This window comes from Mesorhizobium sp. A623 (genome assembly GCF_054489405.1).
This window is the reverse complement of sequence record NZ_JBTMXB010000004.1, coordinates 158,725-178,355: the sequence shown is the minus strand read 5'-3', so window position 1 is coordinate 178,355 and position 19,631 is coordinate 158,725. Positions and strand designations below refer to the sequence as shown.

Genomic DNA, 19,631 nt, shown 5'->3' with positions numbered 1-19,631 from the left:
CCTTGAGTCCCATGACGATCAGCATCAGCGACCGACAACATTGGCTCTAGGACAGTGCTGGTTAACTGGGGAGAGAACCCGGGCGCACGCTCGCGGGGCCGGTCATGGTCCCGCTGGTCGACGTTGAAGAACGCAGCACCCTGATGACGTCGGGGACGTCGAGACGGTCTGAGTCGGCCGGACGACAGTGACACCGCGCGGAGATGAATCTCTTGCTCCTCAAGCCCGCTGTTTCGGCTGCTGACCGGCTCGCTGGTATCTGCTTGCCGATCTGATCTGGCTCTATGGCGATACCTGACATTGCCCTGTCAGCGATTGATTGATGAACAGATTTCGACCATTATTTGGCAGGGAGAATCCCATGACCGAGTTCTGGTTTTCCATAGGCAGCACTTACAGCTATTTGTCGGTAATGCGCCTGGCCCATGTCGAGGTGGAAACCGGAGTGCACTTCCGTTGGCAGCCTTTCAACGTCCGCGCCATCATGATCGAGATGGACAACATTCCTTTCGCCAAGAAGCCTGTGAAGGCAGCGTATATGTGGCGGGATGTTGAACGGCGCGCTGCGCTCTACGGTTTGCTGCCGAAGTTGCCAGTGCCATACCCTCTCGCCGAACTGGAACGCGCCAATCGTGTCGCTATCATTGGCGCTGCCGAAGGTTGGTGTCCGACCTATGCGAAGGAGAGCTACCGGCGGTGGTTCGAAGCCGGCGAACCCGCCGGCAGCGAGCCCAATCTTTCCGCCAGCATTGGTGCTGCCGGACAGGATGTGGAGCGTGTGCTGCGGCTCGCTGATTCCGACAAAGGCAAAGCCGATCTTGCCCAAGCCACGGAACAGGCCAAGGCCCTCGGCATCTTCGGTTCGCCGAGTTTCGTCGTCGACGGCGAATTGTTCTGGGGCGATGATCGCCTCGACGATGCGGTTCGCTGGCAACGACAGTTGGAAAGCGGCCCGCCGGACTGACCGGCGCACCGGGCTGTGCCGGAGTAATCGTAGCGATCGCCGTGTTCGACGGCATGATTAGCAATCTGAAAAAGATGATGACGTTCTCACCGTCATCGATCATCAGCCTCGAATAAAGCGAAGCATGAAAGGTCAAAAAACTACATATAAACATGTAGTTATATAATTCAGTGATAGCTTGCCTTACTGAGGACGTTCGTCAATTTTAGCACTTCAGCACGCCGGATGCTGTAGAGAATGCTCGCCGTTTTCCGCACCGCATTGGTTGCAAACATCCAATCACCTTGGATCGGCCGGGGAATATTTGCCAACCGGGGATGCGTATACGGTCGGACGCGCCAATGATCCTTGGCGCAATAGTTCGACCAGACAACGGATGGTTCAATCTTGGTATGCGCCTGATGCTGGCGAATGGCATCCCACTCACCGGCAGCAAGCCGCAGAGCCCTACGCGCCGCCCTTGCCTGATTGACGTTAATCTGTAGCTCGCCATGGATATGGAGCCGGTGATTAGAAGCCACCTCAAATGCAAACCAGAAAGCAACCGCGCCTCCCAGTGCATCCTTCAGATATCGAGCAATACGTTTAGATAACCAGCCGGCGGCATTAGGCTGACTCCTAACCAACGCTTCCACCTCCGGCGAGAGATTCAATGTGAAGCTCATAGAGGGGCCGCCAGCGCGCAAGGCGTAGTGAAACCACTCCAAGGACGCTACGTCGCTAAGATCGCGCCACTGCGCCGGCTTTGAGTGTTTACGTAGGTAAGGAACAATCACGCTGTAGGCACGCCAGAAGCGAGCCGTGCGAAGTTCCTCCGCGTCGGTGAGGACTTCTGCCGGGAATATGGGCGCGGGGGATTTTGAAGCAGGGGTGCGACGCTTACCTGTGCTTGTGAGGTGTATGGTAGGGGTATGGGGGTGTGAGGGGGTGTGGTATGTAACTGAAGTCTCCCCAGATGCCTCTAGTTCCTCAAGTGCTGTAAGCGCTTGAAACAACGGGTGGAATTGCGCGTCGCGATAGGCTGATTTCGCCCTTGTTGGTTTTACCTTTTTGTCAACGACCGGCTGGTTGACGGTTGTTGGTGCCGGAAGATATTCCTCAGAATATGGCTGACACTCGGGCGCGGTTTGGCTATAATGCAATCTTGTAATCTCCTAAAGATCGGTCGCCGTCGGGAAACTGTGGCCGGTCTTTATTTTTTCTGACGTTGCCGATTATAGCAGAGAGATACGAGGATGCGCGAAATATATATTCGCCAGAAGTGCAAAATCCTCCTACAGCCGAACGAAATTTGGCTATAACATTTCGGTTAAGCTGTTATTTTCCGCCGCCTCTAGTGTTTTCCATGTTGACCCGCCGTCTTGGATGCGTAATTTAATCGGCGGCGATACCACGCATCAGTGCTGCTGGACACAGCGCCTCAAGATGGATGCTTAACCTCGCCATTTCTCCCGAGTTGTGGTTCATCAATCCTTTCGCCGTGATGGGGTGACTTTGATGATGACGGCGCCGGGGTCCTTCCGCCTATGGTCACGGAAAGAAGGGGTCCGACGGTGGGTTGGCCCACTCCCCCCCCCCCCCGGACATTGCGCGTAAGGCGGCCTTCTGCTCCTCCATCGGCCGCACGTTCTCGTTCACGCGGAACAGGTTTATCGGATCGTAGCGCCGCTTCAACTCGCAAGCCGGCGATAGTTACCGGCATAGGCAGCTCGACGACCCTCTTCGCCACCTCCAGGTCAGTCGGCTGGCATGTGCAGGCAAGGGCTGGCGTGTGGGACGGCAGGGTGATTGACGATTCGGCAGCGGCTCCCGCCACGGCTCACGTCGGCGTTCCATGGAGAACCGCGGCTCGTATTTCTCGGCCGGATCTGTAGCTCTCAGCCGGAAGCGTTTCCCTCGGAAATTTCCGTAAGAGTAATTGGTAATTGAAGGTAGTTAAATACTATTACTCTATATACGAAAATGAGGCGAGGGACTGCGTTGACGTTAACGTAAGAACTGGCTTCCGGTCCGTAAGAGGCTTTACAAAATCATGGAGAACCATGGCACAGCTTCCGGCTCGGGACAGGCTTGCTGACTTCGCTCCATGGACCGGACCGGGCCCACCAATTCCCCTGCCGGGATGTGCCTTGGTTCCTGGAAGCCAAAAAGAAGGGCGAGCGCCTGGTTGAAAAGCACTCCCCGGGCGCGGGTGATATTTCTTGGTGCTCATCTATCGAGGGTGGCGATCGCCGGGATTACTGGTCTGGCTGATTGGACGGTGGCGCGGATCCTGCGTTCGTCCGTTCGCGTCCATCTACGCCGTTTCGTCCTAACCTTCTCTGACGACATACGGCTCTCTACGTGCCTTTCTCACCTACGCGCCTCCTACGCATACCCCTGTCTCGTCTCCTATACGTTCACTCACCGGTCGAGCGCTCCTGTTCGTCTCGCTGCCCGCTGCGCCCTCTTACGTGTCAGCCTCTTCCTCGATATGTTTCAGCGTTGCTGGTCATAGTGTTGCCAGTTCTGCTGTCTGATAGCTGCTGGCTCGACCAGGGGTGAGCGCTGGTAGCTGTCCGATGTGTTTTGCGCTGAGACGCTAGTCTTTGGTGCTGGTCGCGCCTGGTGAGCTTCTGTGTCTGTTTCTGGTGCTGATCCTCGGTTGTTGTTTCTGCTTTACAGTTCCAACTTTTTTCTTTTCGGGATAGCTCTGACAAGCCAAGGTAAAGCCAGGGTAAAGTGGTGACTTATTTGGCATAAGTCGTTTTACAAAGGTGTAAAGCTGATCAGTTGTCCCTGGCTTAACGCCTGGCCGGGTTTGAACCGACCTGTTGACCTGGCTTGACAGTTTCGACCGCTGATCCCGCGGACCTCGTAGAGCACGCTGATGGATTCGCCGCCGCAGGGCTTCGCGCAGGCGCTTTCGAAGATTCTGCACCTCCTCGATCGTCGCGCGAGCCGAAGCCCGATGGGTGGCCGCATTAAGTGGTTCAAGGAGTGCTCGTCGTCGTGTGCATAAACCTCCCTCGCCGGGCGCCTTCGGCAAGGTCAGAAGGGTTCGACCGGGTGAGCATCACCAATAGGGGTGGATACTGATTTCCAAGCTCGCGGCGCCAAAGGGTATCCGGATGATCGTATATCCGCTTTCCTAGGACTTCGCTCCCAAAGAAGATTGGGGAAATAGGAGCCGCCGGCTCAATGTTCCCCTAGTGCCACAAACAGGTTGGTTCCCCGGTCTGGCGAGGTGGCCCTCGCTAGAGGCGCGTAATCTTGTGGCACGGGAAGGAAGGAAGCCCTTGGAATTGAGGGGTGATTGCTGGCGGATCCCATCGTGGCCGGTTCCCCTTGGTTCCTAGCCAACCAGGTAAACCCCGCGGCGATAAGGCGTAACTTGCATCCCACGCCCTCAATCATGCATGCTTGACATGGGACGGGCTGCAAGATGGCTTTTATCTTTTATGACTGCGAGACCACTGGCACGGATCGGTGCTTCGACCAGATTTTACAATTCGCGGCGGTGCTGACTGACGATGATCTGAATATCATCGATCAGTTCGATATCCGCTCCAGGATCCTCCCACATATCGTTCCTTCGCCCAAGGCAATGGTGGTGACGGGGGTGAGTGTCAAAGAACTCTTCTCTTCTGAACTCCCGTCACATTTCGAGATGTGCAGGCGCATTCATGAGGTGATGACCGCATGGGCACCGGCGACCATCGTCGGTTACAACTCGATCAGCTTCGATGAGGAGCTGCTCCGGCGAGCGTTTTATGCGTCGCTGCTGCCGATCTATATAACCAACACGGGCGGCAACTCCAGGCTCGACATCCTGCCGCTTGCCATCGCAGCACATAGCTTTTCATCAGAGACGTTCAATTGGCCGATCGATGAGAAGGGGCGTGTGAGTTTCAAGCTTGATCGTCTGGCGCCAGCCAATGGTTTTGACCACCACAATGCCCATGACGCCTTGGCCGATGTTTATGCAACAATCCATATTGCGCGCCTGATCCGAGAGCGGATGCCGGCAATCTGGATTACCGCGCTGGCCTACCGGAGCAAGGCGTCAGCCACCGAATTCGTCGAGAGGGAGCCGGTCTTCGTGGCCATGCGCCTGCGATTTGGCCTCAGTTGGTCGAGCCTGGTTACGGCTCTTGGCACCAATCCCGACAATAGTGGTGAACTCTTTACGCTCGATCTCAGCCAGGATCCAACGGCGCTGGGTTCGATGAGTGATGAACAGCTCACAGCCCATATTGCCGCCAAGCCACGGCCGGTGTCATCGTTAAAGCTCAACGCCTGCCCATTGTTCATGCCGATCGACATAGTTGGGGCCAGATCCGCCGGACATGAATTGGGCCTTGTGGAACTCACGCGCCGCGCGACACTAGTGCGAAATGATAATGGTCTGCGACGGCGGTTGATTACGCTTGCCCTTGCTGGCCGAAAACCTTTTCCGGAGAGCCAGCATGTCGAAGAACAGATATATGGCAGCTTTTACTCGTGGACCGACCGGGCATTGATCGATGAGTTCCACCGTGTTGACTGGCCGCGCCGCCTCGAGCTTTCCAGTCGGTTTGCCGATCTACGCCTAAGGGCGCTGTCGCGCCGTCTCGTCTATTGCGAAGCGCCGGATGTGATGCCTGCCAGTATGCGTGCCGATTATGCACGAGCCGTCGCCATGCGCATTCATTCCAGAACCGGTGTCACCGGTCGCTGGACGACGCTAGACGCAGCGATCGTTGAAGCTCGCGAGCTGCTGTTGGAAGTTGCGTCGGATCGTGAGATCCTTTTACGCGAGCATCTCGATCGATTGATCGTTTGGCGAGAGGATGCCGGCCTCTTATTGAATGACGTGCTGAGCGAAGCCGACCGGGTTTGAGCGTTGCGTCATCTGGAGCGGCCTCATATCGCTTTCTGATTTTCCGCGAAGTTTGGCTCATGTGGCCGTGATTTGCGACCCAGCTCCAAGGGCTCCGCAAAAGAGAGCCGCCGATATTCAAACGGCTGTCACAGAGGGTATCGTTCCCGCATCTGTCTGCGTATCTCGGTCAGTCGCCTCTCCGGCGGCCACGCAGTGAAGACATCCTTGCCATTCGAGAGCACATAGATCCGCTCACCCAGTCGTGGGAATTTCACCAGATATATTGCCTGGGTTTTTGATCGCCGTTCAATGATCTTGGCATAGCCATCCCTGATGTCGCTCAGCATGGCCGAAAACTCCCCTGGGGCGAGCACGATGCGATATCGGATCAGGAGCTGGCGATGAAAATGCCAATGTCTTTTGGGAATCGACGCGCCATCCCACCGGGGATTGAAATAGTGCTTCTTGCTCATTGGGTTTCCTGATTTCGCAGGCTGAGTCGCGCAGAAATAGCGGGGCCGTGCAGCCGGAGATGTCACTAAAACTACTGAAGCTTGGGGGTTGCCGAGCTCATTTCTGGAAGATGACCCGGAGCCGCTGGACGCGTTCAAGCGTCGGCGGCGGATCAGTGTCCCAACTCGCCAGCCTGATAACTTCGAGCCAGAATCGCTCGTTATGTGTAACGTCTTTGTTCCACGCTGGAACACGCAGATGGCCCCGTCCGGATGCATCAGGTGCAGTCATTTGCGGAACACCCCACGAATGGCGGCTCGCCCCTTTGAAGTCAGGTGTGGGTCGGATTGATCGGAAGCCTTGCGGATTTCCTCGACCCAAGCGACCTCGTTTTCTGTCACCAATGTCCCGAAGATCTTCCTGATCGTCAGGTCCGTCGTATCGCCACCGAGTTGCTCGACCGCCATCATGAAGAGCAGCGCCGGATCGCATTCGAGCGCCTTGGCCAAAGCAGGCACCCGGTCCAACGGTAGCTTGCTGCTGCCGTATTTTATCATCGCAAGCATGTTCACCTGTCCGAATCCCGCCTCTGTCGCAATGATGCTTTGCGTCTTGCGAGGCCTCAATTCCAAGATGCGTTTTTCAAGAAATTTGGTCAGCCTGCTATCGGCGTAAGGCTTGCCTGGTTTGCTTTTCATCATCGATCATCCTTTCCATCTCGCAGCTCAATGCGCTGTCTGATGTCTGTTATAGCGATCGAGTGATGGGGTATTTTCGGGGGAGCTGGCGAAATTGCGTGCCTGAATCGGGTCCGTAACCAGCGAGATATGCATCCGGTGATCACTTCCAAATGCCCTGTCAGCGGCGAGGTAGTGCCGGATTAAATCAAGATCGCGCTCGGCGAGGTTGCGGACATTTGGCCTGAATCGATTAGGGCCAAATGTCACTGAAAATAATTGTGCGATTGCCTCTTGATCTTTGTGAGTGTGAATTCTATCTTCACGTTCACAACGGAGATAATCGATATGGCAATGACCCCATTAGAGCGAAAGCGTCTTTCCCTCGTAAGGAAGGCAGAGCGTGAAAAGCTGGCTGGTGATCCGACCGACGCAGTCGCGACGATCAAGTTTTACGAGTTCCTAGCTAGCAATCCGAATTGGGATGAGGTGAAGACCTACCTCGAATGGGGTGGCGTCAACCCGGATGGCCTTCCGGTGTTCGCATCTGATGATGATCCCGATCACGACCCGGACACCGATGGCCCCTATCGCGGGTCGATTGGCAGGGCAGAGCGCATGGTTGGCGCTTTCCTCGACGCGGCCACCGAACTGGCAACGATTATTAATGCCTACAAACGCGAGGAAATCGACCAGTCGATTGCCAAACTTGAGCAATCCGACCTGTCCGACCCGACCGCAAAAAAGAAGGCGCTCGCTGAAAGCGCCCGCCTTCACAAGCTTCGCGCCCAACTGGACAGGCAAGTCCGGCGAGCGCTTCCGCAGTGGGAAGTGACGGGAGACTGAGGAACCAGACAGCCTTACGCAAAACGACGCGACCCAAGGGCCGCGCCGTCCTGAAGATAGTTCAATCAAATGCCGGTGGTGCAAACACCGGCACCCAATAGGAGAATTATAGCATGACTATTACGGAAGCAGCAAACACCGCACAGGCCGCAACGCTCACTGAAATGGAGCTTTTCGGTCACTTCAAGCGGATGCAGATTACGCATAATCATAGTTTTGGCGGCACCATTCTGGAATACTCGCCGGAAGAAAGCCTTCGCGAATGTGGCGGTTATGGCGGCGTCGGAGATTTTTCGGATCAGTTCGCCGACGAATTGGAGCGGGATGACCAGCAGGAAGAAACGCTTGATTGCATGATTTCTGACCTTGAATCCTATCTCGACAATCTTCGGCTTGTCCGGTCGGATTTCCAGTCATTCAAGGCCATACACTTGATCATGCCGGAGGAACCGGCCGACGATACTGATCGGGCCGCGTATAAGGCGTGGGAGTGCGCCGCGATCAAGGCGGAGAAAAACCCGCGCTATCGTCCGGTGATCATTGCCAGCGCAGCGCAGGAGGCTGCATAATGGCGGTTTCTCCCCAACTTCGCGAGCTCGTCGCCGCTGCGGGAGCCAAGTATCAGGGAGCATCGGAGCCGGCTTGCGGCATCATCCCACTTCAGCCGGTCGAAATCGATCCGCGCGGTGCCCTGATCTATGACGTTGCCGACATAATCAGCGAAGCCCTCACCGGACCGGCAATCCACGTGATGGAGCTTGCCGAAATGATCGTAGACACAGTGCAGGAGGCAGCCTAGCCGCAAGTAACTGCCGACCCACCAGAAGCCCGCCGCTCGCCCCGGCGGGCTTTTCACGCCTTCCGTTGCCCGGCTGCTATCTGTTTAGCCTTCACCGCAGCTAGTTTCGCTGGCCGCACGAAGAGTCGGTCGAGTAGATCGGCAGTTAAATCCTCCAGCGCTTCGCCTTCCTCGGCGGTGTAGGGATCAACGTCATGAGCAGCATCGTTGCCGTCGAGAACGGCAACGTCGGCCAGTTCAACAATATCACCATCAAGAATTTTCATGTCGCCTAGTGAGCGGATTCTTGAGCGCGGAGCGTCGGCGGGATTTTTCCCCTGAAGGCGATCATCTGTCGCATAAATGTGTTTGGTTGCAACGTCGATTGTCTTACGAAACATCGCGCCAGCGGCTTCATATTTCCGCGTCCGCCGACAGGTTGTTGCCTCAAGGAATAGATTACGGATACGCTCTGGGATGTCCAGGGATAGCAGCGGCTTTGCCACTTCAATCATAACCGGCTCATTGTCAAAATGTCGACCACGATCTAGTTGGCCGGGCGTGTCAGTTGGGCTAGATTGCGGCTGCCCTCTGTAAATGCTCCCCCTGTTACAGACTTGGCAGCTGAAAAAGACGTCGCTATTCAGTTCGTCTATTTTAGTAAAACCTCTCGCAATCATTTGAACACTTTTCGTTCCACATCGATAGCAATCCCGAACTAAGAATCCCATCGTTTCCGCGTCTCCCTAAACCGATAAAGATACATGCACCTTCCATCCGTCGCGCCACCTATGTCAAGAAAGAGAAATGGCAACAAAATAGGAACATAATCCTTGACCGACTCACCGCCACGGTGGCGGCATTAAATCGAAGGAGTTTCCACCATGGCCGAACCTGAAAAGGTGGCGGACGGCGAAGCTTTGCCCTTGCTCTTGAAATGGCAACCGGCATGGCAAGACAAGGAAGCCGACTATAAGGCGCTGGCAGAGGGCTACAGCGGCAACGTTGGCCGCATTTATCTCTATGACGCTGGCCCGCAGCAAGGCCGCTGGTTTTGGGCGATGAACGCTTTCGGCCCGGAAATCAGCCGAAATGTTGGCGAGCTTCACGGCATTGAAACTTCGGCTCGTGCAGCAGCGCGCATGGTCGAAGAAGCTTGGTTTCCAGCAATCAAAGGATCATCGCTTGACCAGCCGTCACCCGCGCGCAATTCCTATGAGATGGCAAAGGAGGGGGAGTGAGCGAATAATGCATCTGGTGCAGCAATGGGCAAATGTTATCGGCTTGTGTGCGGGTTTTTGGGGCGTTCTGCTTTTGACAAAAGAATGGCCATTCATTTTTGGCCGTGGCTTACGTCGCTTCGTAGGCCGTATCGGGACGCGCAATGTCAACGTCGCGAAAATCATTCAGACCAAATATCAGCACACCTATGCAGAGCGCGCGACGCAAAAACATCGCTGGTATCTATGGCTATATGACCTGACGATTTATTTTCTAAAACTTCGCTCTCGTAACGAAGCGCGGCAATTGAAAAAGAACGCTGCGAAATTTAAAGCTCCTGACATCAACCTACTCGATCAAAACGGAATTCTTGATCCGGATTCCGTGGAGCGGTTTTCTGCCAGCCTGCACAATTATGTAGATGACCTTGTGGAAAATGGTGAAGCCAAAGACCTTTCAATCAAAGGATTGACATGGGTGCTTGTCGGTTTGGGATTCCAGATTTTTGGAAATCTACCGTTGCCTTGGTGATCGCTGATGCCCGGTGACAAGTGGCCCGATCACACCCCAGATATAGGCTGGTCGGGCCGACTGGTATTGCCTGCTTGTCGTGATCCTCGCGCAAGGCGCACTCGGCTGGTTGCTAGTCTAAAGACTTTTCAGGCGCTCAAGCTCACCGAAAGGATACCAGCGAAGCAGCGGCATAGAGCAAGCAGCCGCGCTAGGATTGGTGCTTACTGGCCGGCTTCCGACCAAACGAATAGAAAGCGCCGTGCGGCCGGTGTATCCGCCCATCGCATTCTTGGCGTTGGCCTTGACACAAACGAATTGCAGCTTCCCTCCCGGCGCGTCCATCACGCTAGAGATTTCCGCATCCCGCACCGAATACGGATCAATAAGGTAATCCCGCGCGCTATTCGCAATCTCCTTCCGAATTGCATTTGATGGCGGCCGTTGCGAGGCCATCACGTCACTAACTTGTTGTTGCGAGACGCACCCCGTGAGCGTGAGCGCTGCCGCGACCAGAATCAGCTTCTTCAAAATTAGTCCCCCGAATGAATTGCCCGCCCGCAACGGACCATCCTATCCCCTCGCCTGTCAAGGCGTCCGCAAAGGTCGCTCTAAGGCGGCTATCGATATGATATCCACAGGCCCGCGAGCTAACAAAAGGTGCTAACGAACCCTGCTAACGAGTTTTTCTAAGTGATTGATTTTATTATGAAAAACAAGATGGCTGGGGAACCTGGATTCGAACCAGGACTAACGGAGTCAGAGTCCGTGGGTCTACCGTTAACCTATTCCCCAAGAGGCGCTAGTGCATGCGCATGGTGAAACGAGCGGACCGAGCGGTAAACTTCGGTCGGCTGCCTTGCGGAAGCGATCCCGTTTCTGCGCTGCCTTGTAGCTACCGCCGCAAAATAGTCAAGCCTGCTCGCCGTTTCAATTGGGACGAAACATCGTCGGTCGAACGGCAATCCCCAGACGCTGCCGGTCCAAGGCTTGGCCAGCGGAAAAAAGCGAAGCGATCTTTTTTGCGGCGCGCGCTCTTGGTGATCCAGCACGGCGCTGCTAATCTGTCGCCAACGTAGAAATACTTATGCGCGTGCAGCGTCCCGGCAACGGTTCGCGCGGCGCTGGAAGGAACGACAGTGAAAGACCGCGACACCGGCGCCGAAGCGCCGGCGCCAAGCGTGTCCAGCAGTTCCCCCATGCCCGGCGACGGCAAGGGGGACTCGCCCGCAACGCGTCCGCCGTGCCAAATCGCGGCGGCCATGCCTGGAAACGGGGCTGCGGAGGACCCGAATAAATCCCACCGGGGCAAGAAGCGGCGCAAACGCAAGCGCGGCCGCAAGGTTTTTGCGCGCGATGGAAGCGCCCTGCCCGGCCAAGCCGCTTCCGGCCCGACATCTGTTGCCTCGGCAACGATCCAGCCTGCCGCGCCACGGCCCGTCGATGCCGCACCGCCGGCTGCGTCCGCCCAGACCGAGCCGCACCGTCCGCGCCCGGTGGCACAGGAATTGCCGATATTTGCCGCGCTCGATCTCGGCACCAACAATTGCCGCCTGCTCGTTGCCGTGCCCACCCGCTACGGTCAGTTCCGCGTCATCGACGCGTTTTCGCGCATCGTCAGGTTGGGCGAAGGGTTGACCGCGAGCGGAAGGCTGGCTGACGTCGCCATGGACCGCGCCGTCGAGGCCTTGAAAATCTGCGGCGACAAGCTCAGCCATCGCAAGATCCGGCGGGCGCGGCTCATTGCCACCGAGGCCTGCCGTTCCGCGCATAACGGTTTTGAATTCGTCGAGCGCGTCGAGCGCGAAGCCGGCCTCAAGCTGGAGATCATCGACCGGCAGACGGAAGCCCGGCTGGCCGTTTCGGGCTGCGGCTCGCTGATTGAGCGGGATACGCAAGGCGTCGTCCTGTTCGACATCGGCGGCGGTTCGTCCGAAATCGCGCTCATCGATCTTTCCGGCCGTCGCTCGCAGCGCCTTGCCAACAACATCGTGTCGTGGACGTCGCTACCCGTCGGCGTCGTCTCGCTTGCCGAGCGCTTTGGTGGCCGTGCGGTCACACGCGAAACCTTTGCCGCGATGGTCGACGATGTCGCCACGCATCTCAACGCCTTCGAGGGGCGCGACCGCCTGAAGCATGTCGTGGCAGGATCGAAATTCCACCTGCTTGGCACCTCCGGCACGGTTACGACGCTGGCCGGCGTTCATCTCGACCTCGAACGCTATGATCGCCGCCGCGTCGACGGGTTGTGGATGGATCGCGACAGCGTGGATGCTATGGTCGACCGGCTGGTCGGCTGGGATTTTCAGCAGCGCGTCGCCAATCCGTGCATCGGCGCGGACCGGGCCGATCTCGTGCTGGCCGGATGCGCCATTCTCGAAGCGATCCGTGCCGTATGGCCTTCGGAGCGCCTGCGCGTTGCCGACCGGGGCTTGCGCGAAGGCATTTTGAGCGAATTGATGGCCGATGACGGCGTGTGGCGCAACAACTGGCGCGGTGGATATCGGTCATGACCAAAAAACCTGAGAAGCCGACGACTGCCGGCATGCGCGTCATGAAAACGCGCATCAAGAAAAAGAGCGGCTTGAAGGAAAGTTCGCGGCGCTGGCTGGAGCGCCATATGAACGACCCCTACGTTCAACGCTCCAAGGCCGATGGCTACAAATCGCGTGCGGCCTATAAGCTGATCGAGATCGACGACCGTTATCATCTGCTGAAGCCCGGCATGAAGGTCATCGATCTGGGCGCAGCACCCGGCGGCTGGTGCCAGGTCGCCGCGGCGCGCACGAACTCGACTGCCGAAAAGCCGCATGTCGTCGGCATCGACTATCTCGGCATGGATCCGGTTCCCGGAACGGTCGTGCTGGAAATGGATTTCCTCGACGATGCCGCCCCTTCGCGCTTGATCGAGGCGCTGGGCGGCGAGCCGGACGTGGTGCTGTCGGACATGGCGGCCCCCACCACGGGACACCGCAGGACCGACCACATCCGCACCGAACATCTGTGCGAGGTGGCCGCGGATTTCGCTATCTCGGTGTTGCGGCCCGGCGGCCACTTCCTGACCAAGACGTTTCAGGGCGGCACCGAGCACGAGGTGCTGGCGCTGCTGAAGAAGAATTTCCGCTCGGTGCACCACGTCAAGCCGCCGGCATCGCGCGAGGAATCGGTCGAACTCTATCTGCTGGCCAAGGAATTCAAGGGCCGTACGCCGCCCGAAACTGCCTGATCGCGACAGGTCCGTTCAGGCCGAAGGCGTTTCAGGTTCGAGCGACCTGGCGGCACGAGCGCCATGACCGGATACGGCGCTGCCGGCGTCCGTGGCCAAGCGCACGAACCAGATTGCCGCCAACGCAGATATGCCGGCGACAATGAAGAATGCGATGTGAAAATCGGCAAGCGTCAGCGAAGCGCCGTGAAAATGCGTCGACGCTTCCAGGATACCGCCGGCAACAGCGACGCCGAGGGCGATGGACAATTGCTGCCCAACGGCTGCGATCGGCGTTGCCTTGCTGGTATCTTCGGATGAAATCTCGGCATAGGTCAGCGCATTGATGCCGGTAAAGAACATCGAGCGCAGGAAGCCGCCGGCCAGCAATATGACGAGGATGAGCGCATAGGGCGTTTCGGGCGTAAAAAAGCCGTTCGCGCCGACGGACGCGGCGGATATCAGCGAGCCAAACACCAGCACTTTTCGAAAACCCGCCATCCGGAAAACCCATGTCGTGGCAAGCTTCATGCCCATCGCACCGATGGCCGAAACGAAGGTGATCATGCCCGACTGGAAGGGCGTCAGCCCAAATCCGATCTGCAGCATCAACGGCAGCAGGAACGGTACGGCGCCGATGCCGATGCGAAACAGGCCGCCGCCGAGCACGGAAGTCCGAAACACCTGGTTGCGGAAAAGGCTGAGGTCCAGAAGCGGGTTTGGCGCGCGCCGCGCATGAAACAGATAGGCCGCGCCGGACACCAGGCCGACAAGGGTGGTGACGATCCCGACATAAGGCGGCAAGGCCGCCAGCCCCATGACAGATAGGCCAAATACCACGCCCGACGCTGCTACCCCGCTCAAGACGAAGCCGGGCACATCCAGGCGCGGCATGGTCATGGACGGCGTCTTCGGCAGGTACCGCGTGGCGAGCCAGATGCCGATGATGCCGATCGGCACATTAATCAGGAATATCCAGTGCCAGGAAAAATAGGTGGTAATGAAGCCGCCGACCGGCGGGCCTACCAGCGGGCCGACAAGGGCCGGAATGCTGAGCCACGACATGGCCGCGACCAGTTCGCTCTTGGGCGTGGCGCGCACCAGCACCAGCCTGCCCACCGGCGTCATCATGGCGCCGCCCATGCCCTGCAGGAAGCGCGACACCACGAAGGCGGCCAGCGAGTTCGACGCGGCGCACGCAACCGACCCGACCATGAACACGACGATGGCGGTGCGGAACACATTCTTCGCGCCGAAGCGGTCGGCCATCCAGCCGCTGACGGGAATGAAAATCGCCAGCGACACCAGATAGGCGGTAAGCGCAAGCTTCAGCGCGATAGGGCTGCTCTGGATATCGATGGCGATCGCCGGCAGCGAGGTCGCGATAACCGTCGAATCCATGTTCTCCATGAACAGGGCGACTGCGAGGACAAGTGGGACGATGCGGTTCACGAACTTATCCCAGTTTCGGAGGCAGGCCGTCGACCGGACCACCAACGCGAGAGCGCGGTTATCATGCGGCCTCGGCAATGTCGCGCATGTAACCTGTCACATTTGCGCGAACACGAAGAACCTGCGGCCTAACCCACCCAGCGCTCGTAGTCGGAAACAAGCAGATGCAAGGGCGCGACATCCTCCTTGATGTCCGAGAACCGCCCAATGGGATTGCGAAAGACATTGTCGGTCAAATCGTCATTGACGGTGGACACCTCGCCGATGAGCACGTCGCTCCCCTCGCCCCAGAACGCATGCCAGACGCCCGGCAGCAGGGTCACGCTCTCGCCCGGATCGAGCTTCAGCAAGCCGCCTGCCGGTAGTTTGCGAATGGTGCCGTCGACCGGAACGGAAACCTCCGCCTTGGGATCGATGCCGCCATCGGCATCTGGCATGAACAGCTCCAGCACAAGTTTGCCGCCGCCGCGATTGATGATGTCTTCGGCCTTGATGACGTGGCGGTGCATCGGCGAAAGCTGGTCCTTGCGGGAAATCATGATCTTTTCCGCGTAGAGCATTCCGGCGCCCTTCTTCATGTCCTCGAAACGGCCATTGCGCACGGTAAACAGGAACAGGCCAAGTTCCTCGAACTTGCCCTGGCCGTAGTCGGTGATGTCCCAACCGAGCCGCGAAGAGAAAATGCCGGCGGATTCCTGCCGGCGCGCCTTCATTTCGTCCGGCGTCCAATAGGCGAAGGGCGGCATGACATAACCGAACGAACGGATAAAAGCGTCCGCCTCGCGAATGATCGTGTTGATGTCGGAACGCTTCATGGCCGTGCTCTCCCGGAGCCGAATTGGGTGACCGCTCGTCCAATCCGCATAGACGAATGCCGATCTCCTGTCGATCCGGCCAGCAGGATGTAGGACGGCAGGATCGCGCTCCCGGTGGCGTGACACGAGGCGGGATCTGCGCCATAAACCTCGGGGTTTTAACGGTGGCAAGACATGACCAGCATTTACGACCTCGATACCCCATCCGTCCTCATCGACATCGATCGGGCGCAGGCCAATATCGATCGGGCGCAGGCCCATGCCGACCGGCATGGCCAAAAGCTTCGGCCGCACATCAAGACGCACAAATTACCGTATTGGGCGAAAAAGCAGGTTGCCGCCGGTGCGGTGGGCATAACCTGCCAGAAAATCGGCGAGGCCGAGGTGATGGCGGATGCAGGGCTTACCGATATTTTCCTGCCTTATAACATCCTGGGCAAATCGAAACTGGAGCGGCTGCTTGCCTTGCATCGGCGCATCACGCTCTCGGTCACCGTGGACAATGCGGAGGTGCTCGCGGGGCTTTCCTCGACCTTCAGTGATGCCGGGCACCGGCTAGAGGTTCTGGTGGAATGCGATACCGGCGGAGGCCGCTGCGGCGTCCAGACGGCTGTGGAGGCGGTCGAACTCGCGCGCCGGATCGAAGCGTCGAAGGGCCTTTCCTTCGGCGGTCTGATGACATTTCCCGCCGCCGGGCGGCCTGACGAGGCAGAAGCGTGGCTACGGGCCGCGCGCGACGCTCTGGCGACGGATGGCCATGCCTGCGCGCGCATTTCCAGCGGCGGCACGCCTGATATGTGGCGCGCGGGCGATGACACGGTCATTACCGAGTACCGCCCCGGCACCTACATCTACATGGATCGCTATCAGATCGCGCATGGGGCGGCCACGCTGGACGACTGCGCATTGACGGTGCTGGCCACCGTCGTTAGCCATCCGACCGCGACCCGCGCCATCATGGACGCCGGCAGCAAGGCGCTTTCCAGCGACACACTCGGGCTTTCCGATTTCGGCGAGGTGCTGGACATGCCAGGCGCGACCGTCAGCGGGTTGAGCGAAGAGCATGGCACATTGCTGCTCGCAGGTAATGCCGATCTTCGCATCGGCGAGCAGGTGCGCATCGTGCCCGACCATTGCTGCGTCGTGGTGAACCTGTTCGACAAGGTTCACCTTATTTCCGGTGAAACGGTGGTGGAAACGCTGCCGGTGGCAGCGCGCGGACTTATGGCGTGATGACTATCGGCGCTCGGCGCTGCGCGCCGCGATGCGGCGCATGGCGGCGACGCGCCGCCTTCTGATTTCGGTGCGCATCGCCGTCAGATGCAGCGCGAAGAACAGCACCGTGAAGCCGACTGCCATGACCAGCAGCGGCCACAAAAGGCTGGGATCGATGGTCGGTCCGTCCAGCCGGAACACGGAAGCCGGCTGGTGCAGCGTGTTCCACCAATCTACCGAAAATTTGATGATCGGTATGTTGATGAAGCCGACCAGCGTGATGACCGCCGCCGCCCATGCGGCGCGCCCGGCGTCGTCCAGCGCGCGCGTCAGCGCGATGATGCCGAGATACATCAGGAACAGGACGAACACCGATGTCAGCCGCGCATCCCACACCCACCAGGTGCCCCACATGGGCTTGCCCCAGATCGAGCCGGTAATCAGCGCCAGCGCCGTGAAAACCGCGCCGATGGGCGCTGCCGACTTCAACGCCACATCGGCCAGCGGGTGGCGCCATACCAGCGTGCCGAGCGCCGACGCCGCCATCAGCGAATAGCAGAGCATGGCAAGCCACGCGAACGGCACATGGATGTACATGATGCGAACGGTGATGCCCTGCTGGAAATCTTCCGGCGCGGCGAAACTCATATAAAGGCCGACCGCCAGGATAATTGCGGACAGGCCCGCCAGAAACGGAACAAGCCTGTCGGCCAGCCCGACGAAACGCGTCGGATTGGCAAGGTCGGTCCAGGTCGTGGGGCGCTCGCTCGTGTCGCTCATGCGACTTTACATAGACCGGCGCGGCGGCTGCGGCAATCGAGCTTCGATGTCGCAGGCCGAACCGGCGGTTAGGCTGCCGCGTCCGCAACGGGCGGCGAAATGCGGCTCAGGCGGCGGACTTCCTCGTCGTTGAGCAGGCCGCCGGCGCGCAGCAGCGAGGCAAAGCGGCCATTGCGCAGCGACAGTTCGGCAAAGCCGCCCATCTCGATGATCCGGCCCTTGTCCATGAACACGACGAGATCGGCGTCGCGCACCGTGGTCAGACGGTGGGCGATGATGAAGGTCGTGCGATCGCGCCGAAGCACGTCGATGGCTTCCTTGACGCGGTCCTCCGTCTCGACATCGAGCGCACTGGTCGCTTCGTCCAGAACGAGGATCGGAGCGTTCTTCAGGACCGCGCGGGCGATGGCGATGCGCTGGCGTTCGCCGCCGGAAAGCTGGCCGCCACGTTCGCCGACCAGCGTGTCGTAGCCGCCGCCTTTCGACAGGATGAATTCCTGCGCGGATGCGGCCTCCGCCGCCGCGTGAATCTCGTCATAGGTGGCGTCGGCGCGGCCAACCCGGATGTTGTCCTCGATCGACCGGTTGAGCAGGCCGGCATCCTGGAACACGGTGGCAATCGAATGGCGAAGCGACTTGCGCGTCACCGTTCGGGTATCGATGCCATCGATGAGGATGCGCCCGCTGTCCGGCGAGAAAACGCGCTGGAGCATGTTGATGACGGTCGTCTTGCCGGCGCCGGTCGGGCCGACGATGGCGATGGTCTGCCCCGCCTGCACTTCGAAAGAGACGTCGCAGAGACCCTGGCCGGAATTCGGGAAGGAGAACGACACATCTTCAAAGCGGATGTGGCCGGTAACCGGACCAAGTTCGCGCAAGCCTTCCGGCTCGGCGGCGTCCACCGCGGAATCTTCCAGCTTATAGAACTCTTCAAGCTTGGCGCGGGCGTCGGAAATCTGATTGACGAACGCCGAAATCTGGTCGAGCCGGGCAATCAGGATCGTGGCGAAGCCGGTGAAGGCAACCACGTCGCCGATGCGCAACTGGCCGTGCGTCACCAGATAAGCGCCGATCAGCAGCACCACCATCATCGAGATGGTCGAGGACAGCCGCTGCAGGGCGCTGGCAATGGCCCACCAGTCGAGCACGGGGTTCTGGGCGCTGAGCAGATTGCGCACATGCTGGCGCAGCGTCGCCGCCTCCAGGCCGATCCGGTTGTAGCTCTGCAGCACCGAAACGTTGCTGACGGAGTCGGTCACATGGCCGAAGACCTGATGATAATGCCGCTCCACATTGGCCTGGCCTACCTTGGTCTTGCGCATCACCAGCCGGCCGACGCCGACATAGACAACGCCGAGGACCAGGAGCACGGCCGCCATGCGGACGTCGAGGTTGAGCGCGGTGGGAACGAGCAGGCAAAGGGCTACCGCCGCCGAGAGATGCTGGCGCATGAACTCGAGCCACAGGCTGAACAGCGCTTCGATTGCGCGCAACAGCGTATGCAAGGAATTGGAGGTGCCGCGCTGCTGGTGCCAGGAAAGCGGCATCGTGATGACGCGCTCGAAGGACTGGCAAAGCAGTTCGCCGCGTCTTGCATGCGCAAAACGGTCCGCCCCGCGCGCCACCCAGACGAAAGCGATGATGTTGAAGATGCCGATACCGGCCCACAGCACCAGCGTCGGCACGACATCACGGCGATCCGACATCGCGTCGATAACGCGGCCGAACATGATGGGCTCAAGGATGGTTATGATAGCCAGGGTTACATTGGCTGCACAAATGAAGGCTACGCGCTTCTTGTCCGAAGCAAGATAACCCAGTGCTCTCAAGTAGATTTGCAGAAGGGACACTCGCCTACTCCACCGAAATCAT

General features: G+C 58.8%; 19 protein-coding genes and 1 tRNA gene. 10 read left to right on the top strand and 10 right to left on the bottom strand.

Annotation, left to right across the window (positions count from 1 at the left end; translation table 11 throughout):
• Positions 1-361: 361 nt before the first annotated feature.
• Entirely contained in the window at positions 362-964 is a 603-nt protein-coding gene (locus tag ACX3P1_RS06455) for a DsbA family protein (RefSeq protein WP_459078731.1), read from the top strand.
• A gap of 167 nt (positions 965-1,131) precedes the next feature.
• Here ACX3P1_RS06455 and ACX3P1_RS06450 read toward each other — a convergent pair whose 3' ends face one another.
• Positions 1,132-2,106 (bottom strand): hypothetical protein, encoded by a 975-nt coding sequence (locus tag ACX3P1_RS06450; RefSeq protein WP_459078730.1) that lies wholly within the window; start codon positions 2,104-2,106, stop codon positions 1,132-1,134.
• A gap of 2,282 nt (positions 2,107-4,388) precedes the next feature.
• Here ACX3P1_RS06450 and ACX3P1_RS06445 point away from each other — a divergent pair.
• Complete coding sequence (locus tag ACX3P1_RS06445) at positions 4,389-5,825, top strand: exonuclease domain-containing protein (protein ID WP_459078729.1); 1,437 nt, start codon at positions 4,389-4,391, stop codon at positions 5,823-5,825.
• Between the two features lie 128 nt (positions 5,826-5,953).
• Here ACX3P1_RS06445 and ACX3P1_RS06440 read toward each other — a convergent pair whose 3' ends face one another.
• Together ACX3P1_RS06440 and ACX3P1_RS06435 are read right to left on the bottom strand one after the other, a co-directional pair.
• On the bottom strand, positions 5,954-6,280 hold the full coding sequence (locus ACX3P1_RS06440; RefSeq protein ID WP_459078728.1) for a hypothetical protein: 327 nt from the start codon (positions 6,278-6,280) through the stop codon (positions 5,954-5,956).
• Between the two features lie 267 nt (positions 6,281-6,547).
• A complete protein-coding gene (locus ACX3P1_RS06435) occupies positions 6,548-6,961 on the bottom strand; it encodes an XRE family transcriptional regulator (RefSeq protein ID WP_459078727.1) in 414 nt (137 codons plus the stop codon).
• Between the two features lie 324 nt (positions 6,962-7,285).
• Here ACX3P1_RS06435 and ACX3P1_RS06430 point away from each other — a divergent pair, with 324 nt between their 5' ends.
• From ACX3P1_RS06430 to ACX3P1_RS06420, 3 genes are all read left to right on the top strand, one after another.
• Complete coding sequence (locus tag ACX3P1_RS06430) at positions 7,286-7,783, top strand: hypothetical protein (RefSeq protein ID WP_459078726.1); 498 nt, start codon at positions 7,286-7,288, stop codon at positions 7,781-7,783.
• A 113-nt stretch (positions 7,784-7,896) separates the two neighbouring features.
• On the top strand, positions 7,897-8,352 hold the full coding sequence (locus ACX3P1_RS06425) for a hypothetical protein (protein ID WP_459078725.1): 456 nt from the start codon (positions 7,897-7,899) through the stop codon (positions 8,350-8,352).
• Positions 8,352-8,582, top strand: a complete 231-nt coding sequence (locus ACX3P1_RS06420) for a hypothetical protein (protein ID WP_459078724.1) — start codon at positions 8,352-8,354, stop codon at positions 8,580-8,582. The genes ACX3P1_RS06425 and ACX3P1_RS06420 overlap by 1 nt, the downstream gene beginning before the upstream one ends.
• Positions 8,583-8,635: 53 nt before the next feature.
• Here the strand turns inward: ACX3P1_RS06420 and ACX3P1_RS06415 are convergent, their stop codons facing one another.
• Entirely contained in the window at positions 8,636-9,076 is a 441-nt protein-coding gene (locus ACX3P1_RS06415; protein WP_459078723.1) for a DUF4145 domain-containing protein, read from the bottom strand.
• 369 nt (positions 9,077-9,445) lie between these two features.
• On the opposite strand from ACX3P1_RS06415, the gene ACX3P1_RS06410 reads away from it, so the two are divergent.
• Positions 9,446-9,802, top strand: a complete 357-nt coding sequence (locus tag ACX3P1_RS06410) for a hypothetical protein (protein ID WP_459078722.1) — start codon at positions 9,446-9,448, stop codon at positions 9,800-9,802.
• Between the two features lie 7 nt (positions 9,803-9,809).
• Positions 9,810-10,313, top strand: a complete 504-nt coding sequence (locus tag ACX3P1_RS06405; RefSeq protein ID WP_459078721.1) for a hypothetical protein — start codon at positions 9,810-9,812, stop codon at positions 10,311-10,313.
• Between the two features lie 117 nt (positions 10,314-10,430).
• On the opposite strand, the gene ACX3P1_RS06400 is transcribed toward ACX3P1_RS06405, so the two are convergent.
• Both ACX3P1_RS06400 and ACX3P1_RS06395 read right to left on the bottom strand, forming a co-directional pair.
• Positions 10,431-10,823, bottom strand: coding sequence for a hypothetical protein (locus ACX3P1_RS06400; protein ID WP_459078720.1), 393 nt, complete (start codon positions 10,821-10,823; stop codon positions 10,431-10,433).
• A gap of 190 nt (positions 10,824-11,013) precedes the next feature.
• A tRNA-Gln gene (locus ACX3P1_RS06395) sits at positions 11,014-11,087 on the bottom strand.
• A gap of 344 nt (positions 11,088-11,431) precedes the next feature.
• Here ACX3P1_RS06395 and ACX3P1_RS06390 point away from each other — a divergent pair.
• Positions 11,432-12,805, top strand: coding sequence for a Ppx/GppA phosphatase family protein (locus tag ACX3P1_RS06390; protein WP_459078719.1), 1,374 nt, complete (start codon positions 11,432-11,434; stop codon positions 12,803-12,805).
• Complete coding sequence (locus ACX3P1_RS06385; protein WP_459078718.1) at positions 12,802-13,518, top strand: RlmE family RNA methyltransferase; 717 nt, start codon at positions 12,802-12,804, stop codon at positions 13,516-13,518. Before ACX3P1_RS06390 ends, ACX3P1_RS06385 begins: the two co-directional genes overlap by 4 nt.
• 15 nt (positions 13,519-13,533) lie before the next feature.
• On the opposite strand, the gene ACX3P1_RS06380 is transcribed toward ACX3P1_RS06385, so the two are convergent.
• Both ACX3P1_RS06380 and ACX3P1_RS06375 read right to left on the bottom strand, forming a co-directional pair.
• Positions 13,534-14,949, bottom strand: a complete 1,416-nt coding sequence (locus tag ACX3P1_RS06380; protein ID WP_459078717.1) for an MFS transporter — start codon at positions 14,947-14,949, stop codon at positions 13,534-13,536.
• 128 nt (positions 14,950-15,077) lie between these two features.
• The gene (locus tag ACX3P1_RS06375) at positions 15,078-15,764 is read right to left on the bottom strand and encodes a D-lyxose/D-mannose family sugar isomerase (RefSeq protein ID WP_459078716.1); all 687 of its coding nucleotides are present in this window, start codon (positions 15,762-15,764) and stop codon (positions 15,078-15,080) included.
• 174 nt (positions 15,765-15,938) lie between these two features.
• On the opposite strand from ACX3P1_RS06375, the gene ACX3P1_RS06370 reads away from it, so the two are divergent.
• Positions 15,939-16,997, top strand: a complete 1,059-nt coding sequence (locus ACX3P1_RS06370) for a D-TA family PLP-dependent enzyme (protein WP_459078715.1) — start codon at positions 15,939-15,941, stop codon at positions 16,995-16,997.
• Between the two features lie 3 nt (positions 16,998-17,000).
• Here the strand turns inward: ACX3P1_RS06370 and ACX3P1_RS06365 are convergent, their stop codons facing one another.
• Together ACX3P1_RS06365 and ACX3P1_RS06360 are read right to left on the bottom strand one after the other, a co-directional pair.
• Entirely contained in the window at positions 17,001-17,759 is a 759-nt protein-coding gene (locus ACX3P1_RS06365) for a heme ABC transporter permease (protein ID WP_459078714.1), read from the bottom strand.
• Positions 17,760-17,827: 68 nt separating this feature from the next.
• Positions 17,828-19,609 (bottom strand): glucan ABC transporter ATP-binding protein/ permease, encoded by a 1,782-nt coding sequence (locus ACX3P1_RS06360; RefSeq protein WP_459078713.1) that lies wholly within the window; start codon positions 19,607-19,609, stop codon positions 17,828-17,830.
• Between the last annotated feature and the right edge of the window lie 22 nt (positions 19,610-19,631).

Coding starts and splice junctions, on each gene's coding strand:
- ACX3P1_RS06415 (WP_459078723.1), bottom strand. CDS start 9,076: ATGATTGAAGTGGCAAAGCCGCTGCTATCCCTGGACATCCCAGAGCGT.
- ACX3P1_RS06420 (WP_459078724.1), top strand. CDS start 8,352: ATGGCGGTTTCTCCCCAACTTCGCGAGCTCGTCGCCGCTGCGGGAGCC.
- ACX3P1_RS06455 (WP_459078731.1), top strand. CDS start 362: ATGACCGAGTTCTGGTTTTCCATAGGCAGCACTTACAGCTATTTGTCG.
- ACX3P1_RS06435 (WP_459078727.1), bottom strand. CDS start 6,961: ATGATGAAAAGCAAACCAGGCAAGCCTTACGCCGATAGCAGGCTGACC.
- ACX3P1_RS06410 (WP_459078722.1), top strand. CDS start 9,446: ATGGCCGAACCTGAAAAGGTGGCGGACGGCGAAGCTTTGCCCTTGCTC.
- ACX3P1_RS06375 (WP_459078716.1), bottom strand. CDS start 15,764: ATGAAGCGTTCCGACATCAACACGATCATTCGCGAGGCGGACGCTTTT.
- ACX3P1_RS06440 (WP_459078728.1), bottom strand. CDS start 6,280: ATGAGCAAGAAGCACTATTTCAATCCCCGGTGGGATGGCGCGTCGATT.
- ACX3P1_RS06445 (WP_459078729.1), top strand. CDS start 4,389: ATGGCTTTTATCTTTTATGACTGCGAGACCACTGGCACGGATCGGTGC.
- ACX3P1_RS06405 (WP_459078721.1), top strand. CDS start 9,810: ATGCATCTGGTGCAGCAATGGGCAAATGTTATCGGCTTGTGTGCGGGT.
- ACX3P1_RS06385 (WP_459078718.1), top strand. CDS start 12,802: ATGACCAAAAAACCTGAGAAGCCGACGACTGCCGGCATGCGCGTCATG.
- ACX3P1_RS06430 (WP_459078726.1), top strand. CDS start 7,286: ATGGCAATGACCCCATTAGAGCGAAAGCGTCTTTCCCTCGTAAGGAAG.
- ACX3P1_RS06365 (WP_459078714.1), bottom strand. CDS start 17,759: ATGAGCGACACGAGCGAGCGCCCCACGACCTGGACCGACCTTGCCAAT.
- ACX3P1_RS06425 (WP_459078725.1), top strand. CDS start 7,897: ATGACTATTACGGAAGCAGCAAACACCGCACAGGCCGCAACGCTCACT.
- ACX3P1_RS06370 (WP_459078715.1), top strand. CDS start 15,939: ATGACCAGCATTTACGACCTCGATACCCCATCCGTCCTCATCGACATC.